Source organism: Leclercia sp. UBA7405 (genome assembly GCF_037152215.1).
Lineage (GTDB): Bacteria > Pseudomonadota > Gammaproteobacteria > Enterobacterales > Enterobacteriaceae > Enterobacter > Enterobacter pneumoniae.
The window spans coordinates 882,924-907,808 of record NZ_JBBCMR010000001.1 but is presented as its reverse complement, the minus strand read 5'-3'; the positions used below and the strand labels follow the sequence as shown (position 1 = coordinate 907,808).

Annotated in this window: 22 protein-coding genes; 5 read left to right on the top strand and 17 right to left on the bottom strand. The window is 54.3% G+C overall.

Annotation, left to right across the window (positions count from 1 at the left end; genetic code table 11):
- Positions 1–28 precede the first annotated feature (28 nt).
- The 3 genes from lolE to lolC are packed head-to-tail and all read right to left on the bottom strand — an operon-like array spanning position 29 to position 3,166.
- Positions 29–1,273 carry a lipoprotein-releasing ABC transporter permease subunit LolE gene (gene lolE, locus WFN75_RS04355; protein WP_040076119.1) on the bottom strand — a complete coding sequence of 415 codons (1,245 nt, stop codon included), beginning with the start codon at positions 1,271–1,273 and terminating at the stop codon, positions 29–31.
- Positions 1,273–1,974: a lipoprotein-releasing ABC transporter ATP-binding protein LolD gene (gene lolD / locus WFN75_RS04350; protein ID WP_040076120.1), complete on the bottom strand. Its 702-nt coding sequence runs from the start codon at positions 1,972–1,974 to the stop codon at positions 1,273–1,275. Before lolD ends, lolE begins: the two co-directional genes overlap by 1 nt.
- Complete coding sequence (gene lolC, locus WFN75_RS04345; RefSeq protein WP_207293487.1) at positions 1,967–3,166, bottom strand: lipoprotein-releasing ABC transporter permease subunit LolC; 1,200 nt, start codon at positions 3,164–3,166, stop codon at positions 1,967–1,969. Before lolC ends, lolD begins: the two co-directional genes overlap by 8 nt.
- Positions 3,167–3,434: 268 nt before the next feature.
- Between lolC and WFN75_RS04340 the strand changes: the two genes are divergently transcribed.
- The 3 genes from WFN75_RS04340 to ldtC all read left to right on the top strand — a co-directional run bounded on the left by WFN75_RS04340 (position 3,435) and on the right by ldtC (position 9,166).
- Positions 3,435–4,496, top strand: coding sequence for an acyltransferase family protein (locus WFN75_RS04340; protein ID WP_336995659.1), 1,062 nt, complete (start codon positions 3,435–3,437; stop codon positions 4,494–4,496).
- 128 nt (positions 4,497–4,624) lie between these two features.
- A complete protein-coding gene (mfd, locus tag WFN75_RS04335; RefSeq protein ID WP_336995658.1) occupies positions 4,625–8,071 on the top strand; it encodes a transcription-repair coupling factor in 3,447 nt (1,148 codons plus the stop codon).
- A gap of 141 nt (positions 8,072–8,212) precedes the next feature.
- Positions 8,213–9,166, top strand: coding sequence for a L,D-transpeptidase LdtC (ldtC, locus tag WFN75_RS04330; RefSeq protein WP_442913258.1), 954 nt, complete (start codon positions 8,213–8,215; stop codon positions 9,164–9,166).
- A 77-nt stretch (positions 9,167–9,243) separates the two neighbouring features.
- On the opposite strand, the gene bhsA is transcribed toward ldtC, so the two are convergent.
- Positions 9,244–9,501 (bottom strand): multiple stress resistance protein BhsA, encoded by a 258-nt coding sequence (gene bhsA, locus WFN75_RS04325; protein ID WP_040076128.1) that lies wholly within the window; start codon positions 9,499–9,501, stop codon positions 9,244–9,246.
- A 245-nt stretch (positions 9,502–9,746) separates the two neighbouring features.
- Here bhsA and WFN75_RS04320 point away from each other — a divergent pair, with 245 nt between their 5' ends.
- On the top strand, positions 9,747–10,382 hold the full coding sequence (locus tag WFN75_RS04320) for a TetR/AcrR family transcriptional regulator (RefSeq protein WP_046885690.1): 636 nt from the start codon (positions 9,747–9,749) through the stop codon (positions 10,380–10,382).
- 540 nt (positions 10,383–10,922) lie between these two features.
- Here the strand turns inward: WFN75_RS04320 and WFN75_RS04315 are convergent.
- The 8 genes from WFN75_RS04315 to hinT all read right to left on the bottom strand — a co-directional run bounded on the left by WFN75_RS04315 (position 10,923) and on the right by hinT (position 17,019).
- Complete coding sequence (locus WFN75_RS04315) at positions 10,923–11,462, bottom strand: glycine zipper 2TM domain-containing protein (protein WP_072039520.1); 540 nt, start codon at positions 11,460–11,462, stop codon at positions 10,923–10,925.
- A 197-nt stretch (positions 11,463–11,659) separates the two neighbouring features.
- The gene (locus WFN75_RS04310; RefSeq protein ID WP_040076133.1) at positions 11,660–12,964 is read right to left on the bottom strand and encodes an NAD(P)/FAD-dependent oxidoreductase; all 1,305 of its coding nucleotides are present in this window, start codon (positions 12,962–12,964) and stop codon (positions 11,660–11,662) included.
- Between the two features lie 238 nt (positions 12,965–13,202).
- Positions 13,203–13,745 (bottom strand): alpha/beta hydrolase YcfP, encoded by a 543-nt coding sequence (ycfP, locus tag WFN75_RS04305; protein ID WP_040076135.1) that lies wholly within the window; start codon positions 13,743–13,745, stop codon positions 13,203–13,205.
- 35 nt (positions 13,746–13,780) lie between these two features.
- The gene (gene nagZ, locus WFN75_RS04300) at positions 13,781–14,806 is read right to left on the bottom strand and encodes a beta-N-acetylhexosaminidase (protein ID WP_336995656.1); all 1,026 of its coding nucleotides are present in this window, start codon (positions 14,804–14,806) and stop codon (positions 13,781–13,783) included.
- A gap of 11 nt (positions 14,807–14,817) precedes the next feature.
- On the bottom strand, positions 14,818–15,642 hold the full coding sequence (gene thiK, locus WFN75_RS04295) for a thiamine kinase (RefSeq protein ID WP_336995655.1): 825 nt from the start codon (positions 15,640–15,642) through the stop codon (positions 14,818–14,820).
- On the bottom strand, positions 15,623–16,273 hold the full coding sequence (gene lpoB, locus WFN75_RS04290; protein ID WP_040076139.1) for a penicillin-binding protein activator LpoB: 651 nt from the start codon (positions 16,271–16,273) through the stop codon (positions 15,623–15,625). Before lpoB ends, thiK begins: the two co-directional genes overlap by 20 nt.
- 10 nt (positions 16,274–16,283) lie before the next feature.
- Complete coding sequence (locus tag WFN75_RS04285; protein ID WP_046885692.1) at positions 16,284–16,658, bottom strand: YcfL family protein; 375 nt, start codon at positions 16,656–16,658, stop codon at positions 16,284–16,286.
- 4 nt (positions 16,659–16,662) lie between these two features.
- A complete protein-coding gene (gene hinT / locus WFN75_RS04280) occupies positions 16,663–17,019 on the bottom strand; it encodes a purine nucleoside phosphoramidase (protein WP_040076141.1) in 357 nt (118 codons plus the stop codon).
- A 351-nt stretch (positions 17,020–17,370) separates the two neighbouring features.
- Between hinT and fhuE the strand changes: the two genes are divergently transcribed.
- The gene (gene fhuE / locus WFN75_RS04275) at positions 17,371–19,557 is read left to right on the top strand and encodes a ferric-rhodotorulic acid/ferric-coprogen receptor FhuE (protein ID WP_212478638.1); all 2,187 of its coding nucleotides are present in this window, start codon (positions 17,371–17,373) and stop codon (positions 19,555–19,557) included.
- A 135-nt stretch (positions 19,558–19,692) separates the two neighbouring features.
- Here the strand turns inward: fhuE and ptsG are convergent, their stop codons facing one another.
- The 5 genes from ptsG to yceG form a co-directional block, all read right to left on the bottom strand.
- Positions 19,693–21,126 (bottom strand): PTS glucose transporter subunit IIBC, encoded by a 1,434-nt coding sequence (gene ptsG / locus WFN75_RS04270; RefSeq protein WP_040076144.1) that lies wholly within the window; start codon positions 21,124–21,126, stop codon positions 19,693–19,695.
- Positions 21,127–21,423: 297 nt separating this feature from the next.
- Positions 21,424–22,218 (bottom strand): metal-dependent hydrolase, encoded by a 795-nt coding sequence (locus WFN75_RS04265; protein ID WP_040076145.1) that lies wholly within the window; start codon positions 22,216–22,218, stop codon positions 21,424–21,426.
- Positions 22,219–22,228: 10 nt separating this feature from the next.
- Positions 22,229–23,233 (bottom strand): DNA polymerase III subunit delta', encoded by a 1,005-nt coding sequence (holB, locus tag WFN75_RS04260; RefSeq protein WP_336995654.1) that lies wholly within the window; start codon positions 23,231–23,233, stop codon positions 22,229–22,231.
- Positions 23,230–23,871, bottom strand: a complete 642-nt coding sequence (gene tmk, locus WFN75_RS04255) for a dTMP kinase (protein WP_040076147.1) — start codon at positions 23,869–23,871, stop codon at positions 23,230–23,232. Before tmk ends, holB begins: the two co-directional genes overlap by 4 nt.
- The gene (gene yceG, locus WFN75_RS04250) at positions 23,861–24,883 is read right to left on the bottom strand and encodes a cell division protein YceG (RefSeq protein ID WP_212478640.1); all 1,023 of its coding nucleotides are present in this window, start codon (positions 24,881–24,883) and stop codon (positions 23,861–23,863) included. The genes tmk and yceG overlap by 11 nt, the downstream gene beginning before the upstream one ends.
- Positions 24,884–24,885 lie beyond the last annotated feature (2 nt).

Sequence of the window (24,885 nt, the reverse complement as noted above, 5' to 3'; positions counted from 1 at the left end):
GCCTTACGATCGCTACATCAAGACGTAATTACTGGCCACTTAGCACCCTCGCCGGATCGATTCGGCTTGCGCGACGCGCCGGATACCAGCTTGCCAGCAGACTCAACAAAAGTGCTGTAATCAGCACATAAACGACGTCCAGCCAGTGCAATTCAGACGGCAGGAAGTCAATAAAATAGATATCGCCAGAGAGGAACTGATGGCCGATTAGACGCTCAATTCCATTGATAATCGGGGTGAGTTGCAGAGAAACCACTACGCCAATCACTACACCACAGAGGCTTCCCAGCAGCCCGGCGAGCAAACCATACCAGACGAAAATGGCACGAATAAGACCGTCTTTGGCGCCGAGAGTACGCAGCACCGCAATGTCGCCACTCTTGTCCTTCACCGCCATTACCAGCGTCGAGACAATGTTAAAGCAGGCCACGCCAATCACCAGCACCATCGCCAGATACATAATGGCGCGGATCATCTGAATATCGCGATACATATAGCCATAGGTGCCAATCCAGCTCTTGATATAGACATAGCTATTGGTCACTTCGCCTGCATCGCGCACCAGCTTGTTAGCGTTAAAGACGTCGTTCACCTTGATGGCAATACCGGTGACGCTGCTACCCATATCCAGATACTGACGGGCATCTTCCAGCGGGACCATGGCAAAGCTGTGATCAAGCTGGCCGCTGAGCTGCAGGATGCCGGTAACGTGCAAGCGCACGCGCTTCGGCTGCTGCAATTTATGATCGGCGCTGGCATTCGGGATCATGATCGAGACCCAGTCGCCCTGCTTCACTTTCAGCGCGTCGGCCACCCCTTTGCCTATAATGATCTGTTGTTCGCCCGCTTTAAAGCCCGTCCATGCGCCGTCTTTCACAAATTGCGGCAATGCGCTCAGTTTCTCTTCCTGACGAGGGTTAACCCCCTTTACCTGAATCGCGCGCAGATTAACGCCGCTCTCCACCAGGCCGGTAAAGTTGATATAGGGCGCAGCGGCAGCCACACCGGGCACCTTCTCTACTTTGTTTAGCGCCTCGTTCCAGTTATTCCAGGGTTGATTAACTGGCTCGATCTCGCCATGCGGCACCACCGCCAGAATACGGTTGTTCAGCTCGCGCTCGAAACCGTTCATGGCGCTCAGGCCGACGATTAATACCGCCACGCCCAGCGCGATACCCACGGTGGAGATCACCGAGATCAGCGATACCATGCCGCTACGGCGGCGGCCACGGCTAAAGCGCAGGCCGATAAGTAACGATAATGGTGAAGCCATTAATCTGCCCCCATCAGGGTCAGTTCCGCATTCAAACGGCCGTCGCGCATCTCAAGCTGGCGCGACATCCGTTTCGCCAGCTGCAGGTCGTGGGTCACGACCAGGAAGGCTGTACCCTGAGAGGCGTTCAGTTCACCTAACAGCTGGAAGATGCTGTCGGCGTTACGGGCATCCAGGTTACCGGTCGGCTCATCCGCCAGCACCAGACGCGGATTATTGACCAGCGCACGGGCAATGGCCACGCGCTGGCGTTCACCGCCAGAGAGTTCCGATGGACGGTGATTACCACGGTGGCCCAGACCAACTGCATTCAGCATCGCGCTGGCGCGCTCATTGATCTCTGCCGGTCTCTTTTTACCGATCAGCAGCGGCATGGCCACGTTTTCCAGCGCGGTAAAATCGGGCAGCAGATGGTGGAACTGATAAATAAAGCCCAGCTCGCGGTTACGCAGATCGGCCTTCGCCGTTGAAGACATGGTACTGAGCGGCGTACCGGAGAAGATCACATCCCCGGAGGTGGGGGTATCCAGTCCGCCGAGCAGGTGCAATAAGGTACTTTTGCCAGAGCCAGAGGTCCCGACAATGGCCATCATCTCCCCCTCTCCTACGCTGAAGCTGACATTGTGCAGGACATCAGTCTGCACGTTGCCTTCCTGATAGCGTTTGCACAGGTTGTCGCATTGCAACAGGATCTTATTCATAACGTAAAGCCTCAGCGGGTTGAGTGGCGGCAGCGCGCCAGGAAGGGTAAAGCGTAGAGAGCAGCGCAATGGCCATCGCGGCCAGCGCGATACCCACGACCTGCAGCGGCTCAATGGCGACCGGCAACGCCGCGCCATCAAGCAGTGCGCCGATAATAGGCATTAAATTGTTCAACTGACTGGCGAGTAGCGCCCCCAGTACGGCACCCAACAGCGCACCGACAATCCCGGCGCTGGCCCCCTGAACCATAAAGACCGCCATAATCTGGCGCGGCGTCAGCCCCTGGGTCTGGAGAATCGCCACCTCGCCCTGCTTCTCCATTACCATCAGCCCCAGCGAGGTAATGATATTAAACGCCGCCACGGCGACGATCAGGCTCAGCAGCAGGCCCATCATATTCTTTTCCATGCGCACGGCCTGGAACAGCTCGCCTTTGCGGTCGCGCCAGTCCTGCCATTTGGTCCCTTCTGGCAGGGTCTGCTGGCTGAGCACGTCAACCTTCAATGGCTCATTCAGCCACAGACGCCAGCCGGTGATATTGCCCGCCGGGTAGCGCATCAGGCGTGAGGCATCCTGAATATTCACCAGCATCTGATAGCCATCGACTTCACTGCTGGCGGCAAAGGTGCCAATCACATTAAAGAGACGCTGGCTCGGCAGGCGCCCCATCGGCGTAAACTGGCTGGCAGAAGGCACCATGATCCGGAGCTGATCGCCACGGTTTACGCCCAGTTGCCCGGCCAGCTGTTCGCCAAGGATCACGTTATATTGGCCGGGCTGCAGGTCGGTCTGCTTCACATTAACCAGATAAGGGGTGAGCGGATCTTTTTGCGCCGGATCGATACCGAGCATCACACCCACCGCCACGCTGCGGGCGCTTTGGAGCACCACATCACCAGTGGTAAGCGGCGCGACGCGGTTTACGCCCTGCAACTTCACCGCGCTTTCCGGTAGCTGTTGAGGGTTAACCGACCCGTTGGCAGAAGAGAGAACGGCCTGCGGCATCAGCCCCAGAATATTGTTTTGCAGCTCGCGCTCGAAGCCGTTCATCACCGACAGCACCGTCACCAGCGCCATCACGCCAAGCGTAATGCCAATGGTAGAGAGCCAGGAGACAAAGCGACCGAAGCGGTCCGCGGCGCGCCCACGCATATAACGTAAGCCTATGAATAGTGCGACAGGTTGGTACATGAAATCCGTCTGTTTGCTGATAGCAGACCCACGAGTATATAAGCGAATCCGTGAAGCGTAAATGACTGAAACCCTAAGCTTTGCTTCTCATTTTTCCGAAAAAACAACGGAAATCAGTCAGCTAAGGTCACAATTGTGGACAACTTAGCCGCAAACTCCCTCCACCTTTTCTTAAAAATGCCCGGATACAGACTCTTACCCATTACATCACCAGCGCCCCTTAGCAGACTTAACGGTTCGTTTTTGGCAATACAGGTATCGGTTTCCGATGAAACAAAAAGCATTATGGATTAATCAGATAAAAGGACTTTGCATCTGTTTAGTGGTCATTTATCACTCGGTGATCACTTTTTATCCGCATCTGGATGCACTACAACTTCCCCTTTCAGCGCTGCTGGCGAAATGCTGGGTCTACTTTAATCTTTATCTCGCCCCTTTTCGTATGCCGGTATTTTTCTTTATCTCCGGTTTTTTGATTCGCCGGTACATCGACGAGGTGACCTGGCGTGACAGTATCGATAAACGGATCTGGAGCATCGTCTGGGTACTGATTCTGTGGGGCGTTCTGCAGTGGCAAGCCCTGAGCCATATCAACGCCTGGCTGGCACCCGAGCGCGAACTGCCCCACGGCTCCAATGCCGCTTACGCCGCTACCTTACCGGACTTTATCAAAGGCATGCTCACCGCCAGCACCAGTCTCTGGTATCTGTACGCGCTGGTGGTCTATTTCACCCTGTGCAAATTCTTTAGCCGCTGGAAATTGCCCATGATCGCCCTGCTGGCACTGGCAAGCCTGGCGATTAACTTCCTGCCGTTACCCTGGTGGGGCATGAACAGCGTAGTCCGTAATGCCATCTACTACAGCCTGGGGGCCTGTTACGGCGCACAGCTGATGACATGGATGAAAGGGCTGGCGCTGCGTCGTAACGTGCTACCGGTGGCGCTTTTCGCCGCAATTTCGGTCGTGCTGTGGTTTGCCAACGCGCCGCTGCTGCTCTCACTGCTGTCGATTCTGCTGATCATGAAGCTTTTTTACGGCTTTGAGCAGCGCTATAGCGTGCAACCGAACAATCTGCTGAACGTGATTGGCTCCAACACCATTGCCATCTATACCACGCACCGCATTCTGATCGAGGCTTTCAGCCTGTTCTTTATCGGCCAGATGAATGCGGCGACATGGCCTCAGTGGGCAGAACTCACGCTGGTGCTGTTTTACCCGTTTGCCAGCCTGCTGATCTGCACCCTGGTTGGACTGGGTACGCGTAAACTGTCGGGCATTCTGTTTGGCGATCTTTTCTTCTCTCCCCCAGCGCTACAGGCTTCGCGCTAGCCTCCAGGCGCTCCCGCCGGGGGGTGCCTTCTCCTCCCGTGCGGTTCCGGTTTGCTAAAGCAAAACGATCAAGGATAATAAAGACATTGTGTATCAGTGATATGCCCATAAGAGATCCTGACTAAGCTATGTCTGAACAATATCGTTATTCCCTGCCCAACAAAGCGGGCGACCAACGCCAGTTGGGTGAACTCACGGGCGCGGCCTGCGCCACGCTGGTGGCGGAGATCGCTGAACGTCATCCGGGGCCGGTGGTGCTGGTTGCGCCAGATATGCAGAACGCCCTGCGCCTGCATGATGAAATTCGTCAATTTACGGACAGCCTGGTGTTCAGCCTTGCCGACTGGGAGACCCTCCCCTACGACAGCTTCTCTCCGCACCAGGAGATTATCTCTTCGCGCCTGTCGACGCTGTACCAACTGCCTTCTATGCAGCGCGGAGTGTTGATTGTGCCGGTCAATACGCTGATGCAGCGCGTCTGTCCCCACAGTTACCTGCATGGCCATGCGCTGGTGATGAAAAAAGGGCAGCGTTTGTCGCGTGATGCCCTGCGAGCGCAACTCGACAGTGCGGGTTATCGTCACGTCGACCAGGTGATGGAGCACGGTGAATATGCTACGCGCGGCGCGCTGCTCGACCTCTATCCTATGGGCAGCGATCGCCCTTATCGTCTGGATTTCTTCGACGATGAGATCGATAGCCTGCGCGTATTCGATGCCGATACACAGCGAACGCTGGAAGAGGTAGAAGCCATTAATCTGCTACCGGCCCATGAGTTCCCGACGGATAAAACCGCCATTGAGCTGTTCCGGAGTCAGTGGCGGGATAAGTTCGATGTGAAACGTGACGCTGAACATATCTATCAGCAGGTGAGCAAAGGCACCCTGCCCGCGGGCATTGAATACTGGCAGCCATTGTTCTTCAGCGAGCCGCTGCCGCCGCTGTTTAGCTATTTCCCGGCCAACACCCTGGTGGTGAACACCGGCGATCTGGAAAGTAGCGCAAACCGTTTTGAGAGCGAAACCCGTGCGCGTTATGAGAACCGCGGCGTCGACCCGATGCGTCCGTTGCTGCCACCCGAACAGCTGTGGCTACGCAGCGATGAACTGTTCAGCGAGCTGAAGCGCTGGCCGCGCATGCAGCTTAAAACTGAAAATCTCGCAGAAAAAGCGGCAAACACCAATCTCGGTTTCCAGAAACTGCCAGACCTGGCGGTGCAGGCCCAGCAGAAGTCACCGCTGGACAATTTGCGCAAATTCCTTGAAAGCTTTACCGGCCCGGTGATCTTCTCCGTAGAAAGCGAAGGCCGCCGTGAAGCGCTGGGCGAGTTGCTGGGGCGAATTAAGCTCGCACCTAAACGCATTCTGCGCCTCGACGAGGCGACAGGGAATGGCCGCTATCTGATGATCGGTGCCGCCGAGCATGGCTTTGTCGATACCCTCAACAACCGGGCCCTGATCTGCGAAAGCGATCTGCTGGGCGAGCGCGTGGCGCGTCGTCGCCAGGATAGCCGTCGCACCATAAACCCGGACACGCTGATCCGTAACCTGGCAGAATTGCATCCAGGCCAGCCTATCGTCCATCTGGAGCATGGCGTGGGTCGCTACGCCGGGATGACTACCCTTGAAGCAGGCGGCATCAAAGGGGAGTACCTGATGCTCACTTACGCCAACGACGCCAAACTGTATGTGCCCGTCTCTTCGCTGCATCTGATCAGCCGCTACGCCGGCGGTGCGGAAGATAACGCCCCGCTGCATAAACTGGGAGGCGATGCCTGGTCGCGTGCGCGTCAGAAAGCGGCAGAGAAAGTGCGTGACGTGGCGGCGGAACTGCTGGATATCTATGCTCAGCGTGCGGCCAAAACGGGCTACGCCTTTAAGCATGATAAAGAACAGTATCAGCTCTTCTGTGAAAGTTTCCCCTTTGAGACCACCCCGGATCAGAGCCAGGCGATTAATGCGGTGCTGAGCGACATGTGCCAGCCGCTGGCGATGGACCGACTGGTGTGCGGCGACGTCGGCTTCGGTAAAACCGAAGTGGCAATGCGCGCCGCCTTCCTCGCCGTGGAGAACAACAAGCAGGTGGCGGGGCTGGTACCGACCACCCTGCTGGCACAGCAGCACTACGATAACTTCCGCGACCGTTTCGCCAACTGGCCCGTGCGCATCGAAATGCTGTCCCGTTTCCGGAGCGCTAAAGAGCAGACGCAGATCCTGCAGGAGGCAAGCGAAGGCAAAATCGATATCCTGATCGGTACCCATAAACTGCTGCAAAGCGACGTGAAATGGAAAGATCTGGGACTGCTCATTGTCGATGAAGAGCACCGTTTCGGCGTGCGTCATAAAGAGCGCATCAAAGCGATGCGTGCGGATGTGGATATCCTGACCCTCACCGCAACGCCGATCCCCCGTACGCTCAATATGGCCATGAGCGGCATGCGCGATCTGTCGATTATCGCCACCCCACCGGCGCGTCGTCTGGCGGTGAAAACCTTTGTACGCGAGTACGATAGCCTGGTAGTACGCGAAGCGATCCTGCGCGAAGTGCTACGTGGTGGACAGGTTTACTATCTGTATAACGACGTGGAGAACATCCAGAAGGCCGCAGATCGACTGGCCGAACTGGTGCCGGAGGCCCGCGTCGCCATTGGCCATGGCCAGATGCGCGAACGCGAGCTGGAACGGGTCATGAATGATTTCCACCACCAGCGCTTTAACGTGCTGGTCTGCACCACTATCATTGAAACCGGCATCGATATCCCGACGGCGAATACCATCATTATTGAACGTGCTGACCACTTTGGCCTGGCGCAGTTGCACCAGCTGCGTGGCCGCGTGGGCCGTTCGCATCACCAGGCTTACGCCTGGCTGTTAACCCCGCACCCGAAAGCAATGACTACCGACGCGCAAAAACGCCTCGAAGCCATCGCCTCGCTGGAAGATCTGGGGGCAGGTTTTGCGCTGGCGACCCACGATCTGGAAATTCGCGGCGCGGGCGAACTGTTAGGGGAAGACCAGAGCGGCTCGATGGAAACCATTGGCTTCTCGCTCTATATGGAATTGCTGGAAAACGCCGTCGATGCCCTAAAAGCGGGACGGGAGCCGTCGCTCGAAGATCTGACCAGCCAGCAAACGGAGGTCGAGTTACGCATGCCTTCTCTGCTGCCGGATGATTTCATCCCTGACGTCAATACTCGCCTCTCCTTCTATAAGCGCATCGCCAGCGCCAAAAAGGAGGCCGAGCTTGAGGAGATAAAAGTCGAGCTGATCGATCGCTTTGGCCTGCTCCCCGATGCGGCACGTAATCTGCTGGATATCGCTCGCCTTCGTCAGCAGGCGCAGAAACTGGGTATTCGCAAGCTGGAAGGTAACGAAAAAGGGGGCATGATCGAGTTTGCTGAGAAGAATCACGTCGACCCGATGTGGCTGATTGGCCTGCTGCAGAAAGAGCCCCAGCACTTCCGCCTGGACGGCCCGACCCGTCTCAAGTTCACCCAGGAGCTGACGGAGCGCAAGACCCGCATGGAGTGGGTACGAAACTTTATGCGCCAGCTGGAAGAGAACGCCGTCGCCTGATCCCCCTCCCCGGCTTGTCTGACAGGCCGGGGATTTACAAACTCTTTGCAATCTCCTGCCACTTTTCGACACATCTATTCACCATAATTATCAATTAACGTTCAGATAACATGAACCCAATTATTGCTATGGATTTTGGTGATGATGACTCAACTATTTTCTCGCTGGATAACGTTTTTTGCGCTGGTCGCCACCGTCGCCCTGGCCCTCCCTGCGTGGGCTAACACCTGGCCTCTCCCTGCTGCAGGAAGTCGTCTGGTGGGTGAGAACCGCTTTCACGTAGTGGAAGATGACGGCGGCTCGCTGGAGGCGATCGCAAAACGCTATAACGTCGGTTTTCTGGCCCTGTTACAAGCCAACCCGGGCGTCGACCCTTATGTTCCGCGCCCGAGCAGCGTACTGACCATCCCGCTGCAAACATTACTGCCGGATGCACCACGCACAGGCATTGTGATCAACCTGGCCGAACTTCGCCTCTATTACTACCCGCCTGGAAAAAATGAGGTGACCGTCTATCCCATCGGTATCGGGCAGTTGGATAGCAATACGTTAACACCCACCATGGTGACGACCGTCTCGGACAAGCGCGCCAATCCGACCTGGACCCCGACGGCGAATATTCGTGCCCGCTATAAAGCCCAGGGCATCGATTTGCCTGCGGTAGTGCCTGCCGGGCCGGATAATCCGATGGGCCATCATGCTATTCGTCTGGCAGCCTACGGCGGCGTCTATTTACTGCATGGCACTAACGCGGATTTCGGTATCGGTATGCGCGTCAGCTCTGGCTGTATTCGTCTGCGTGATAACGACATCGAAACCCTGTTCCGGGTAATAACCCCGGGCACGAAGGTCAATATCATCAATACGCCGATTAAAGCCTCCGTGGAGCCCGATGGCAGACACCTCGTGGAGATCCATCAGCCCCTGTCGAAAAACATCGAGGACGATCCGCAAACCTTGCCCATCACGCTTAATGCCAGCATGCAGGCTTTTAAAAGCCAGGCTGACGGCATCGTGATGGAAAGAGCGATGGAGGCGCGTTCCGGAATGCCCACCGATGTCACCCGACACGTGGCTGCCAGCCAGTCTATGTAAATAAAAAAGGCCCTGCAGATGCAGGGCCTTTTTCTAGCAGTGGTAAAGCAGTGGCAGTATGAGGGTTTAGCCAGGGCTTATTTGTAGATAACAGCAGTACCGTGCAGGTTGTTAGGACCGGCCACGGAGGTGATGCGATAGGATGTTGCACCCATCTCATCGGCTTTTTGGGCCAGCTCACTTTCCAGAGAACTCAGGTTAGTCCCTGCATTGGCAGAAATGGTGCCCACTTTATGCTGATCGGCAGGTGTGGTCTGCACCTGAACCGCGGCGAAGCTGGCGAAAGAGAGGGAACTGAGCAGGGTTGCAGCGATCAAAGTTTTTACGTTTTTCATGATTATAGCCTTTTGACAGATGAATTTGGGGTCGCAAGTTAATTACTTAACGATCGATAGGTAAATCATAAGTGTGATCCCCATCACGCGTCAACATTATTTTTATAATGATCATTATATTAATTTTAAATCCTTTATTTATCATAAAGATATGATTAAATTATTTTTCTGAAATGAGTGCTGGTCGCGCCATGAGATTATTTTTATAATGGTTATTCAACAATCCAACTAAGGTACGACGGCCTATGACAACCACAGTGACGAGTTGCGCTAAAAAAAGCCGTGGCCGACCTAAGGTGTTCGACAGGGACGCGGCGCTTGATAAGGCCATGACACTCTTCTGGCAACACGGGTATGAAGCGACATCCCTCGCGGATCTGGTGGAAGCGACGGGTGCGAAAGCGCCAACATTGTATGCAGAGTTCACCAATAAAGAGGGGCTGTTTCGCGCGGTGCTGGATCGCTATATCACCCGGTTTGCGGCGAAACATGAAGCCCAGCTGTTTTGTGAAGAGAAGAGCGTTGAGCAGGCACTGAGTGACTATTTCACCGCAGTGGCAACCTGCTTCACCAGTAAAGAGACCCCGGCGGGCTGTTTTATGATTAATACCTCCGCCACCCTTGCCGCCTCTTCTAAAGAGATTGCGAATACGGTGAAATCGCGCCACGCCATGCAGGAAGAAACCCTTGGTCTTTTTCTGCGCCAACGGCAACAGCGCGGTGAGATCCCGGCCCAATGTGAAACAGACCGGCTGGCGCAGTATCTCAGCTGTGTCCTGCAGGGAATGTCTATCAGCGCACGTGAAGGGGCAACCCTCGAAAAACTACAGAGCATTACCCGGACCACGCTGCACTTGTGGCCTGAGCTCATTAAGATGTAAACCTGCCACAGAAAGAGGGTTTGGCCTGTTAAACGATAGGCCAAATCTTTCTCATAAATTAAGGCGTTTGCTATCCTTAACTTGTGATTATTGTTCTGCTAATGATTAGCAGCCGTTCAACACAAGTTGCGCAAACGTCATGACGACAACAACAACAATGACGTTTACTCTCCTGAACCCTGTGCGGGCGGCAAAATCGTACTTCTCCTCAAGGACAAAACACTTTCTGACTACACATACAGAAGGATTGATAGAGATGATTTTGCTATTACCATTATTGAAGGTGCTAATAGTAATAACATTGTTATTTGGTCTCTGGATTTTATGTGGTGGTTCTGTGTTATTTGCTTTTATCTCCATCCTGCTTACAGGATGGTTTTTACACCGCCAGCATAATCTCTTCAATATCTGATAACTGTGGACATGAAAAAGACCTTAAACCTGCCGGGATCGAGACGGGCGTTTAAGGTCTTTTTATTGCAGGCATAAAAAAGCTCCCCAGCCTGAGCGAATGGGGAGCAAATGCAGAGTACAGCTTTTTTATGCTTTGTTATTCAGGACCAGCTGACCCTTATCGTTCAGCGGGATCTGGCTGCCAGGATCTTTATCCATACGGATTTTCCCCTGCTGTTCGCCAATTTTGTAGGTCACGTCGTAGCCAAGCATTTTTTCGGACTTGTCATACACGGTCTTGCAACGCTGCTGGGTCGTGGTGTAAGTATCACGATCCTGCATGGCGCCCTGAACCTGGTTGCCGGCATAGCCGCCACCCAGCGCGCCGACAACGGTGGCAACATCTTTACCGCGGCCACCACCAAACTGATGGCCCAGAACCCCACCCGCTACGGCACCCAGTACGGAACCGGCGATACGGTTCTCATCCTGCACAGGCCGACGATGCGTTACGGTGACATTACGGCACTCCTGACGCGGCGTTTTTACGGTTTCTTTAATCGGTGTGGCAGAGACAACCTGAGCATATTGTGGCCCACTCTGAAACACATTTAGACTGGCAACCGCCGCCACACCCAGCGCAGCAGCTACGCCAATCCCTATACCCGCTAACATTGACTTATTCACGGGGCTTCCTCCTTTGTGTTGCTATTGGTAACAATTCTGCAACCAGACAGAGGGGTCTGCAAATGGGATAAAGGATTAAAAATGTGGTACGACAGGGGAAACCGAAGTGATTCAGAGAACTCCTGGACTTTCAGGGGCACTGAAACAGAAGGATCTGCTGAATAAGCCCCTCCGACGAGTGCGGAGGGGCGAGAAGATTAATGCAATTTCAGGCGTGGACGTATCACGCGGTTGATTCTGCCTACCAGCATCATCAGGCCTGTTTTGAAGTAACCGTGCAGTGCAATCTGGTGCATACGGTACAGAGAGATGTAGACGAAACGTGCAATACGCCCTTCTACCATCATTGAACCCCGCATCAGGTTGCCCATCAGGCTACCGACGGTAGAAAAGTTAGAGAGCGATACCAGAGAACCGTGGTCTTTGTAGACATAGTTCTTCATCTCTTTCCCTTTGCGCTGCGCCAGAATGTTGTGCAGGACCAGGCTTGCCATCTGGTGTGCGGCCTGAGCGCGTGGTGGCACGAAACCGCCTTCCGGGCGGGCGCAGGAAGCACAGTCGCCAATGGCGAAGATATCGGGATCGCGCGTGGTTTGCAGCGTAGGTTCGGTCACCAGCTGATTGATACGGTTAGTTTCCAGACCGCCGATCTCTTTCATGAAATCAGGGGCTTTAATACCCGCCGCCCAGACCATCAGATCGGCCTGAATATACTCACCTTCTTTGGTATGCAAACCGCCCGCATCGGCACTGGTCACCATGGTCTGCGTCAGTACGCGCACGCCGAGCTTGGTGAGTTCGTTATGTGCGGCACTGGAAATACGCGGCGGGAGCGCAGGCAGAATACGTTCGCCTGCTTCAACCAGGGTCACGTTCAGCGCATCGTTCGTTAGCCCTTTATAACCGTAGCTATGCAGCTGTTTCACCGCGTTGTGCAGTTCAGCAGAGAGCTCCACGCCGGTGGCCCCGCCGCCCACGATGGCGATGTTCACTTTACCGCTCGCCCCCAGGTTATTGGAGTACTTCAGGAACAGGTTCAGCATCTCCTGATGGAAACGACGCGCCTGGTGCGGGTTATCGAGGAAGATGCAGTGCTCTTTCACGCCCGGTGTGTTGAAATCATTAGAGGTACTGCCCAACGCCATTACCAGCGTGTCGTACGCCAGTTTACGCTCTGGCACCAGCAGCTCGCCCTTCTCATCACGCAGCTCTGCCAGAGTGATGGTTTTACTTTCACGATTGATATCCACCACGGAACCCAGCTGGAACTGAAAATCATGGTTGCGGGCATGTGCCAGATAGCTCAGGGCGTCCACCCCTTCATCCAGAGAACCGGTTGCGACTTCGTGCAGCAGCGGTTTCCACAGGTGACTATGGTTACGATCCACAAGCGTAATTTTGGCTTTTTTACCGCGCCCAAGCTTTTTACCAAGCTGCGTCGCCAGCTCTAGCCCGCCTGCGCCGCCGCCCACAATCACTATCTTTTTCAATGGCGTAGTCAACGTGACCCCCTCAAATTATTAACCAATTGTTAAGTAAAAGTTATGGAAATAACCTTTACTTAACAAAGGGTTACCGCACTGAAACCATTCAACACTTTCGAGAATAGCATGTTCGGTGCATTGGTCATACCAAAATTGATATTAATCAAGTTTTGCCGTTTAAATGTTAATCAATTATGGCAAAAGAAAACCCGGCTAACCGAGAGGCGCCGGGTTTTTCTACTGCTTAGCACAGGGATTAGCCGAGGGTTTTAAAGGCCTTTATGCGTTGCAGATGATGGGAGATGTTTTTGAACTTATGGGTCTGTTCTTCGTCCCAAACAATCTCATAATAGGGATGCAGCAGTTCGGCCGAGCGGTGGCTGTTCAGCGCTTCATCGTGGCGTGAGAGCACGACCAGACAGCGGTCGCGGTTCTTCTCGCGAAAGTTACTTACGCATTTGGTGGCAATATCGACATACTCTTCCGGGCGGTCGATTTTGCCTTCCATGTTCTCGTTCGGCAACAGATTAGGATTGAAGATCACCTGACGGATATCACAGAGAAAACCGATCCGCTCTGCCCAATAACCGCCCAACCCCACACCGCAGATCAACGGCCGATCGTCGACATTTAATTGCAACATCTTATCCACCTCTTTCAGGAGATGCTGCATGTCGTGCTTAGGATGGCGCGTGCTGTAGCTAATCAGACGTACATCCGGGTCGATGAACTGCAGTTGCAGAACTTTTTCATGGTTACCGGGACTGTTCGAATCAAAACCGTGCAAATAGATGATCATCGTATCCTCGCCACACTTCTCATAACAGGAAGGGATTATTGGCCCGCTTTGTGCGCCTGCCAGCGTTCATTCAGCGCCTCTAGCTGCGCGTTGACCGTCTTCCAGCGTGCTGAATCCATCAGTTCCTGACGGCTAAATGAACCTTTATGATACAATTGTGTAACACGGTCAGCTTTGATCGGCGACAGGTTATCAAGCACACTTACCGCGCCTTTACGATTATTGCAGACCAGGATCATATCGCAACCCGCGTCCAGCGACGCCTGACCGCGTTCAGCATAACTGCCCATAATTGCCGCCCCTTCCATCGACAGATCGTCTGAGAAGATCACGCCATTAAAACCCAGCTCTCCACGCAACACGGTTTTGAGCCAGTGCGGAGAACCGCTGGCCGGGCGCGGATCGACGTCACTGTAGATAACATGCGCAGGCATGATGGCATCCAGCTTCTTATCGGTAATCAACGAGCGGAACACGGCCATGTCCTTACTGCGGATCTCTGCTTCGGGACGTGGGTCGCGCGGCGTCTCTTTATGCGAATCCGCCGTTACCGCCCCGTGGCCCGGGAAGTGTTTACCGGTGGTTTTCATACCGGCATCGTGCATACCGTCAATAAAGCGGGTCGCCACCGCCAGCGCTTTTTGCGGGTCGGCGTGGTATGAGCGCTCACCGATGGCGGCGCTGATGTGCCCCACATCCAGAACCGGCGCGAAGCTGATATCGATATCCATGGCGATCATTTCACTCGCCATTAACCAGCCAGCCTCTTGCGCAAGATTCCCACCCTCTTCCATACCCAGCAGCGCGGCAAAGGACTGTGCCGCCGGCAGGCGGGTAAAGCCCTCACGGAAACGCTGGACGCGCCCGCCTTCCTGATCCACCGCGACGACCAGGCGATGGCGGGAAGCGGCGCGGATTTGGCGCACCAATTCACGCAGCTGCGCCGGATCGTGATAATTTCGGGTAAAAAGGATCAGCCCCCCCACCAGCGGATGCGCCAGAATTTCACGCTCTTCCGCATCCAGTTCGTACCCTTCCACATCCAACATCACTGGACCCACAGTACCCTCTCTTATCCTTTTGTTTGTAACTGCTGCCAGATGTCATCGGCGAGCGTAATAAATTGTTTGTCTTGCGATTGTTGCCAGCGCAGCTCATACCAGCCAGCCATCAACATCAGCACCCAGGGACGCCAGCGTCTGACCTGACGGTGTAATTGCCGCGCTGGCAACCTGGCGAGATGAGCATATTCTGTCAGTAGCACCTGACGTTGCGTTTCATTTTCCGACCACACGCTCGCCAGCTCCAGGGCGATATCCCCGTCGCCGCAATATTCCCAGTCAAGTAACCGCGGGCCGTTGGTCGTGTGCACAATATTACCTGCATGCACGTCCATATGCAGTGGCGCCAGTCGCAAGGGTGACGGCTCGCCCAGTTTGCGCAGACGCTTTAACTGTTGTAGCCATAACGGCGAACGACGCGAAGGCGAAGCTTGTAGCCAGTAGCGCTCAAGCAGCGGCATCAAAACGATCCGCCAGCCAAACGGCGGCTGTCGGTGAAGATGATACAGCATAGCCGCCAGCGCCCGGGAGGCCGGGAGGGCCTGTTTCACTTCGCCCGGAAGATACTCCACGGCCATCCAGCCAGGAGCAATAAAACGCGGCTGCGGCGCCAGCGTCTCAGGAAGGTGGCGTAACGCATGATAGTGACGGCGAAAATGAGCCGGTGAACCCAGCGCGGTATGATACTGACGCAGTACCAACCGGTGATTATCGTGCTCAATAATGGCGCTCGCGCCGCTCAATCCCGGGTGGGCCTGCGGCGCGAGGAGTCGATATTGCGGAAAATAGCGCGACAGCAGCGTGTCGCGCGACAGATTAGCGTTGCTGAACTGCACCTTTGCCCGACCAGATGATCTCGCCTGTCTGAACCAGCATCAGCTGCATTTGCAATGCAGGCGCGTTGACGTTGCCGGTAGCGCTGGAGTAGAGCACATACTGTGCGCCGACGTTACGGGCAATGCCAATGGCTTTACTGCGCGAACCCAGGCTGTCCTGCGGAGAGAGCCCAAGCTGCTGCTTGGCGACCGCCAGCTGCTGCGCGGAAACCAGGGTGAATTTACCGTTATTGGCCAGCGCATTGCGCAGGGTTTCCGTGGCTTCGCTTGCGTTCAGCGAACCGTTAGTACGGTTATTCACGCTATCCACCAGCAGCACGCTGCCGGAGGTCACGCCCTGGGCCTGCAGCATTTTGTCCATCATCGGCTGCATGGCGCCGTTCCAGTCATAATGACGTTCGCGCGGCGTGGGCTGTGCAGTTTCGTCCGGATGCTCAATCGGGCCCGGCTGTGAAGGGACCGAAGGAACCGACGGTACAGTAGGCACCGGCTGCGTTGGCTGGGTAGGTTGCTGCGTACCCGGTTTCGCCTCGTCAACGGGCGCAGGCGGTTGCTCCGTACGGGTAATACAGCCGGAAAGGAAAAGTGCGAAAGCCGTGACCAGCGCGTAACGAGTCAGGTTCTTAATCAAGGTTCACCCCTTACAAATAGAGATACAGTCTGACCTTGTGCGCGCCCAGATAGTTGGCGCTGCCATACAGCGTAACCGACTTTTTAGCCGGAATGGTTACGCTACGCGGCGCCTCAAGCGGGTGCATTTCAAGGCCTCTGGCGTCATACCAGAAAAAACGGTAATGGACGGTAACAGGTACGTTTCTTTCATTAAATAGCGTTGAGGACGCAGACGGCTGGATTTCACTGATGGCCAGCGACGGTGCCTCTGCGGTGATACCCGCCGCCAGCACGGAGGACTCCATAATCAACGTCTGGTCGTCGTTGACGGGGATAGCCGGACGCGAACTGCACCCCACCAGCACCAGTCCTACCATCAGCGCAGCAATACGCCCATTTAGCATGTCATCAACCTTTATGCGCCAGCATCGGCCCCAGCGGACGACCGCCCAGTAGATGCATATGAATATGATAGACTTCCTGGCCGCCATGGCGGTTGCAGTTCATGATTAAACGGTAGCCGTCTTCAGCAATGCCTTCCTGCGCGGCAATTTTTGCGGCTACTGTCAGCATACGGCCTAATGCCAGTTCATGCTCAGTTTTCACGTCATTAGCCGTCGGAATCAGAATATTAGGAATAATCAGGATGTGTGTAGGTGCCTGAGGCGAAATGTCGCGGAAAGCGGTCACCAGATCGTCCTGATAGAGGATGTCGGCCGGGATCTCGCGGCGAATAATTTTACTGAAAATAGTTTCTTCAGCCATGACGTTTTCCTTATTACTTTTTTAATCAGACGTCGTGCCCGGCAATCTCATCCTGCGGGCGCACTCTTCAGTGACACAGAATAAGAGTATGAGCGAGTTTCTCTAATCCTTTCAACCTTATCCCGTGAATTCTTTCCTTATTCCCCTCTTGCTGGTCGCAGAGTGACCAGCTACCCACCCCGACAGACTAAAACATAATTTTAATTCACCGGATTACATCTGTTTACACGATGAATCCTAATGCGTATATTTCGCATTTGCATTTTCATGCGCATTTTGAACATACAAATGATCCCAGACCGAATGCAGGACTGGGGCGCTTTTTACAACTCACTCAGAAAGGGTTTGATAATGTCTTTCATTCATCATACCAGGGACGGGCAACGTCAGCCTGCAGCAACCCCCTCGTTGCTGGCAGCCTGTATTGCGATGGCATTGATGCCGACCGTAAGTTTCGCTGCAACGTCGGAAGAGACGGTTATTGTTGACGGTTCTACGTCAAACGACCAGCCTGACGAAGCGCAGGACTACAGCGTAAAAACCACCACCGTTGGCACGAAAATGCAGATGGTGCAGCGTGATATCCCTCAGTCCGTTACGATTGTTAGCGAACAACGTATGCAGGATCAGCAGCTGCAAACGCTGGGTGACGTCATGGATAGCACGATGGGTATCAGCAAAAGTACCGCAGATTCCGATCGTAGCAGTTACTACTCTCGTGGATTCCAAATCGATAATTACATGATCGACGGCATCCCGACCTATTTTGAGTCACGCTGGAATCTCGGCGACTCACTCTCCGATATGGCGCTCTTTGAGCGTGTAGAAGTTGTTCGCGGTGCCAATGGTTTAATGACGGGTACTGGTAACCCCTCTGCGGCGATTAACATGGTGCGTAAGCACGCCACCAGCCGCGAATTCAAAGGTAATCTCTCTGCGGAATACGGTAGCTGGAATAAGCAACGTTATGTGATGGATTTGCAGAGCCCGCTTACCGAAGATGGAAATCTCCGGGGCCGCGTGGTTGCGGGTTACCAGGATAACGACTCCTGGCTCGACCATTACAACCAGAAGAAAACATTCTTCTCCGGCATCATTGACGCCGATTTAGGTTCAGATACCACATTATCGGCAGGATACGAATATCAACGCATTGACGTGAACAACCAGACCTGGGGCGGATTACCACGCTGGAACACCGACGGTAGTGTCAATCACTACGACCGCGCCAAAAGCACCGCGCCGGACTGGGCCTACAATGATAAAGAGTTCAATAAAGTTTACTTTACGCTGAAGCAGCGTTTTTCGGATAACTGGCAAGCAACCCTGAATGCCACTCACACCGAAGCGAAGTTCGACAGTAAAGCGATGTATCTTGATGCTTATGTCGATAAAAACACCGGCATGCTGGTCGGTCCTTACGCTAGCTACGGACCTGACTACACCTATATTGGTGGGACTGGCTGGAACAGTGGCAAACGTAAAGTGGATGCGCTGGATCTCTTTGCTGATGGCGGTTACGAGTTATTTGGTCGTCAGCATACCCTGATGTTTGGCGGCAGTTACAGCAGGCAGACCAACCGTTACACCAATTCATGGGCAAATGTCTTCCCCGACGAGTTTGGCAGCTTCTACGACTACAACGGCCACTTCCCTGAAACCAACTGGGGTTCTCAGTCGCTTGCGCAGGACGACACCACTGACATGAAGTCGCTCTACGCAGCGACCCGCATCTCGTTGGCTGACCCGCTGCACCTGATTCTCGGAGCGCGTTATACCAACTGGAAGGTCGATACTATGACCTACGGGATGGAGCAGAACCATACGACGCCTTATGCGGGTCTGGTTTTTGACATCAACGAAAATTGGTCGACTTACGCAAGCTACACCTCAATCTTCCAGCCACAGAATGTGCGTGATAGCTCGGGTAGGTATCTCGCACCTATTACGGGTAATAACTACGAGCTTGGACTGAAGTCGGACTGGATGAACAGCCGCCTGACCACTACGCTGGCTATCTTCCGTATCGAACAGGATAACCTTGGACAGAGCACTGGGGTGCCTATTCAGGGTTCAACCGACACCGCATATAAAGCCGCTGACGGTACCGTAAGTAAAGGTGTTGAGTTTGAGATCAATGGCGCATTGACAGATAACTGGCAGTTGACCTTTGGTGCAACTCGCTATGTTGCAGAAGACAGTGAGGGTAACGCCGTAAATCCGAATCTGCCTCGAACCAGCGTAAAAATGTTTACCAGCTACCGCCTGCCGGTATTGCCTGAGTTAACTGTCGGCGGGGGCGTGAACTGGCAAAATAGCGTCTACAAAGATGTTGTTACGCCTTACGGCACCTGGCGTGCAAAACAAGGCAGCTATGCGTTGGTTGATCTTTTCACACGTTACCAGGTTACTCCGAACTTCTCTGTGCAGGGCAACCTGAACAACCTGTTCGACAAAACTTACGACACCAACGTGGAAGGTGCCCTCGTGTATGGCGAACCGCGTAACGTAAGCGTGACCGCGAGTTATCAGTTCTGATAATAACATGACAAACAAGGGAGCCAACTGGCTCCCTTTTTTTATGGACTGCACATTGTCTGGCAGTTAATACACACTAATGCCGCCAATAAAAAAGGCAGCCATACGGCTGCCTTAGTCTCCCCAGGTCACAACTTAGCTGTTGCGGATGTACTCATCCATTTCGGTTTTCAGGTTATCGGACTTCGTCCCGAAGATAGCCTGTACACCAGAACCTGCAACAACTACGCCCGCTGCGCCCAGTTTTTTCAGACCCGGCTGGTCTACTTTCGCAACATCAGCAACGCTCACACGCAGACGAGTGATACATGCGTCCAGGTTAGTGATGTTTTCTTTACCGCCGAACGCTGCAACCAGGGCCGGAGCCATTTCGCTGGTCACGCCTGCTTTGCTGTCTTCTGTTGCATCTTCACGACCCGGTGTTTTCAGGTCCAGTGCTTTGATCAGCACGCGGAAGATGGTGTAGTAAGCAATCGCATAGCCCGCACCCACGATTGGGAACAGCCACAGTTTGCTGCTGTTACCCGACAGTACGATAAAGTCGATCAGGCCGTGCGAGAAGGAGGTACCGTCGCGCATACCCAGCAGGATACAGATAGGGAATGCCAGGCCAGCCAGTACTGCGTGAATGATGTACAGGATCGGCGCAACGAACATGAAGGAGAACTCGATCGGCTCGGTAATACCGGTCAGGAACGAGGTCAGCGCTGCGGAGATCATGATACCGCCCACTTTTGCACGGTTCTCTGGTTTAGCAGAGTGCCAGATAGCAATTGCCGCAGCCGGCAGGCCGTACATTTTGAACAGGAAGCCGCCAGAGAGTTTACCTGCAGTCGGGTCACCCGCCATGTAGCGTGGGATATCGCCGTGGAAGACCTGACCTGCCGCGTTGGTGAATTCACCAATCTGCATCTGGAATGGAACGTTCCAGATATGGTGCAGACCGAACGGTACCAGGCAGCGCTCAATGAAGCCGTAGATACCGAACGCCACTACCGGGTTCTGATACGCAGCCCACTGGGAGAAGGTCTGGATAGCGGAACCAATCGGTGGCCAGATGAATGAGAGAATCACGCCAGTGAAGATCGCCGCCAGACCAGAGATGATTGGAACAAAACGCTTACCAGCGAAGAAGCCCAGATACTCAGGCAGCTTGATGCGATAGAAGCGATTGAACATATATGCCGCAATCGCACCCGAGATGATACCACCCAGAACACCGGTATCAGCCAGGTGTTTTGCCGCGATTTCTTCAGCAGGTAAATGCAGCACCAGAGGCGCAACGACCGCCATGGTCTTAACCATGATGCCGTAGGCAACGACCGCGGCCAGTGCGGATACACCATCGTTATTCGTGAAGCCGAGGGCAACACCAATTGCGAAGATCAGCGGCATGTTTGCAAAAACAGAACCACCTGCTTCAGCCATAACATGAGATACGACGGCTGGCAGCCAGCTGAAGTTAGCCGAACCGACGCCCAGCAGGATACCTGCGATAGGCAGTACGGATACTGGCAGCATCAGCGATTTACCGACCTTCTGCAGGTTAGCAAATGCATTCTTAAACATAATTGAGAGTGCTCCTGAGTATTTGTGCTTTTTTTACGCTTTCACGCATTGGCACGGGGGGAGAACCGCGCCGTGGACAGGACATCTAAGTGCCCTTTATTTATTACACAGAGTAAAATAAATCTCCGCGTCGTTGTTTGACGGTTATCACGTTTCAGCTTATGGCATCCTAAAAACTTGCAGTTTTTTACAAAATAGATGTCAAAGTGTTTCCAAAATCGTCTCTACCGCCCCTTTCAGGGCGGAGAACTTTACTCGCTTTAACTATTAATTACGAGCCTTAAAAAAAGAGGTTAATCAGGCAGATTGCAGGCGGGAGGGGTCGATATGAAACAGGCTGGCAAAGTTTTCAGTAGTAATGCGTGCCAGTTCTTGAACCTCGACGCCTTTCAACACGGCCATATAGTCGGCCACATCCCGTGCCATTGCGGGCTGATTCTCTTTACCGCGATGCGGTACCGGTGCCAGATAGGGAGAATCGGTCTCCACCAGCAAGCGATCGAGCGGTACATAACGCGCCGCATCGCGCAGCTGTTCAGCATTACGGAACGTCACAATCCCGGAAAACGAGATATAAAACCCCATATCCAGCAGCTTACCTGCTGTTTCTCTATCTTCTGTGAAACAGTGTAGTACGCCTCCGCAATCCGTCACCTTTTCTTCGCTAAGGATCGCCAGGGTGTCGGCACGTGCATCGCGGGTGTGAACAATCACTGGCTTGTTCAGCTCTCGCCCAATACGGATATGGTTGCGGAAGGACTCCTGCTGACGCGGTTTTGTTTCCGGCGTGTAAAAATAGTCCAGCCCGGTTTCGCCCATAGCGACCACGCCCTCTTCTGCCGCGAGCCGGCGCAGATCGTCCACGTCGTAGGCTTCATCCTGGTTAAGCGGATGGACACCGCAGGAGAAGACGACGTTATCACGTACCCCCACGAGCTCGCGCATGCTGCGGTATCCTGGTAACGTGGTCGCGACCGCGAGGCAGAATTTCACGTCGCGTGCGGCGGCTTTCGCCAGCACATCATCGACGTCTTTATGGAGTGTTTGGTAATCAAGGCCATCGAGATGGCAGTGTGAGTCGACTAAAAACATAATGTCTCTCTCAGAGGTGGGTATCGGGCAAGACGGCACCCGGTTGCAGGTAATGCTCAATATTCAGTAACAGGTCTGTCAGCACAAGCTCGCGATTAAGCCCGGTGACGCTAATGAGCTGTTCACGACACTGGCAAACATCGTGTAGTACGGCGCGCAGCCAGGCGCCATTGTGACGCTGAGCCAGGAGGGTAATCAGTTGCCAGGAGTCGACATTGCTCACCTGTGTCGCCCCCTGCTGCATTTTTAACGCATCCAGCAGCAGAGTGGAGAACCACTGCAGTCGGCTTGTCACCTGGTCATGATTGAGGATAGCCAGCAGGCTCAGCCAATCCCGACTTTCGCTGGCGTTGCCCACGGCCTGACAGAGCTGCTCACGGGGCGTCCAGAGGCCCGGCTGGAGTAATTCTAAAGCCGCGGCTGGCGCGCCGCCGCAAAGACGCAGCGCCGTTAATGCCGCGTCCTGTGACACCGTCACTTCTCGCTGGAGCCAGTTCATTGCCCAGGATTCCTGAGGAGCACCGAGGTGATGTAAGCGGCAGCGGCTACGCAGCGTCGCCAGTAACTTCCCCGGCTCCCGACACGAGAGCAGGAACCACGTGTTCTCCGGCGGCTCCTCCAGGGTTTTCAGCAAAGCATTGGCAGCCGCCTCGGTTAGCTGTGCGGCATCTTTCAACCACACTACCTTGGCGCCACCCAGCCGTGCGCGCTCGTAGAGCTTTTCGCTCACCACGCGTACTGCATCAATGCCCAGGGTGCTTTTCCCCTTTTCCGGCTCGAGCGTGTAGTAATCCGGGTGGGTTTCGGCCTGCATCAACTGGCAGCTGCGACAGTGTCCGCAGCTTTTGGTACCCTGCGGCTGCTGACACATCATTAAGCGGCTTATCGCGTAGATAAGTGCATCATCACCCATACCGGGTAACGACTGAATAAGTAGCGCATGATGCCCCCGCCCCGACTGATAACCCTTCACCAGTTGTTCAAAATGCGGGCGCAACCATGGGTACCATTTCATGCCTGTACTTCCTTCAGCCAGTCACGCACGGTCTGGCGAATCGCCTGCTTCACTTCATCCAGCGATTGAGTCGCATCGACAGTGCGAATTGAGGGGTCCTGGGCGGCCAGTTCAAGGTAACGCGCGCGGGTACGATTAAAGAAATCCAGAGACTCCTGCTCGATCCGATCCAGCTCTCCACGCGCACGTGCGCGTCGGAGGCCCACTTCCGGCGTCACATCCAGATAGAGCGTGAGGTCCGGGCGGAAACTCCCCAGTACCGCATCACGCAGCGTCGCCAGCATCTGTTGATCGATTCCACGCCCTCCGCCCTGATAGGCCTGCGTAGAGAGATCATGACGATCGCCAATCACCCATTGCCCCTGAGCCAGTGCCGGCTTGATAACCGTTTCTACCAACTGTACGCGCGCCGCATAGAACATCATCACTTCAGCTTTGTCGGTAATCACTTCATCGCCGACGGATTTGATGTCCAGCACCAGGCTTCTCAGCTTTTCAGCCAACTGCGTGCCGCCCGGCTCACGGGTGAAGACCATCTCTTCTACGCCGCACTCCTTCAGGGTTTCAACGACCGTATCCCGTGCGGTGGTCTTTCCGGCGCCTTCCAGCCCTTCAATGACGATGTAATTACTGCGCATTTTTTTCCTTAAGTGCCTTCAGATAGTCCTGAACCGAACGGTTATGAGCGGCAAGATTAGTATTGAATGTGTGCCCGCCCTTGCCATCAGCAACAAAATAGAGATAAGGCGTCTTAGCCGGGTGAGCGGCAGCATCCAGTGATGCCTGGCCCGGTGTGGCGATCGGTCCTGGCGGTAAGCCGCTAATGACGTAGGTATTATAATCGGTCGGGGTTTCCAGGTCTTTACGGCTTAGTTTCCCGTTATAGTTTTTACCCATCCCGTAGATCACCGTGGGATCGGTCTGCAAACGCATGCCAATACGCAGACGGTTGATAAACACCGAAGCGACTTGATCCCGCTCGCTGGCCACCGCCGTCTCCTTCTCAATAATTGAGGCCATCGTGACAAACTGATTCTGATCTTTATAAGGCAGACCTTCTGCCCTGCCTTCCCAGGCTTTCTCTATCGCGCTCACCATTTTTTTATGCGCGCGCTGCAGCATGGCAATATCGATGGTTCCTGCGGTATACATCCAGGTATCGGGCCAGAACCAGCCCTCAATATGCGCTGGATTGTCGAATTTAAGAGCCTGGGCAACGGTAGCGTAATCGTCGTCCTTCAGAGTGTGCTTGATATATGGCGCATCACGAAGCTGCGCAAGATAATCGCTCAACCGCATGCCTTCAACGAATCGCAGCGGGAACTGCGCCTCTTTTCCGCTTTCAAGTAGTTCCAGCATTTCGCGCACGCTCATCCCTGGCATCAGGCGGTACGTCCCGGCCTTAAAGTGAGAGAGTTCTGGCTCGATACGCAGCAGCCACTGGAAGACGCGTGGACGGTTAATCACCTTTTCAACGTAAAGCTGTTCGCCAAGCGCCAGACGCCCGGTTCCCGCTTTCAGGCTAAAAATGGTCTCTTCTTTGATCAGGATCTTGCTGTCCGCCAGCTGGCGCACTTTCCACATTCCCACGCCGGCCGCAATACCCAGCACGACGATGATGAGGAGAATAAAACGAAACATTTTCTTCATGA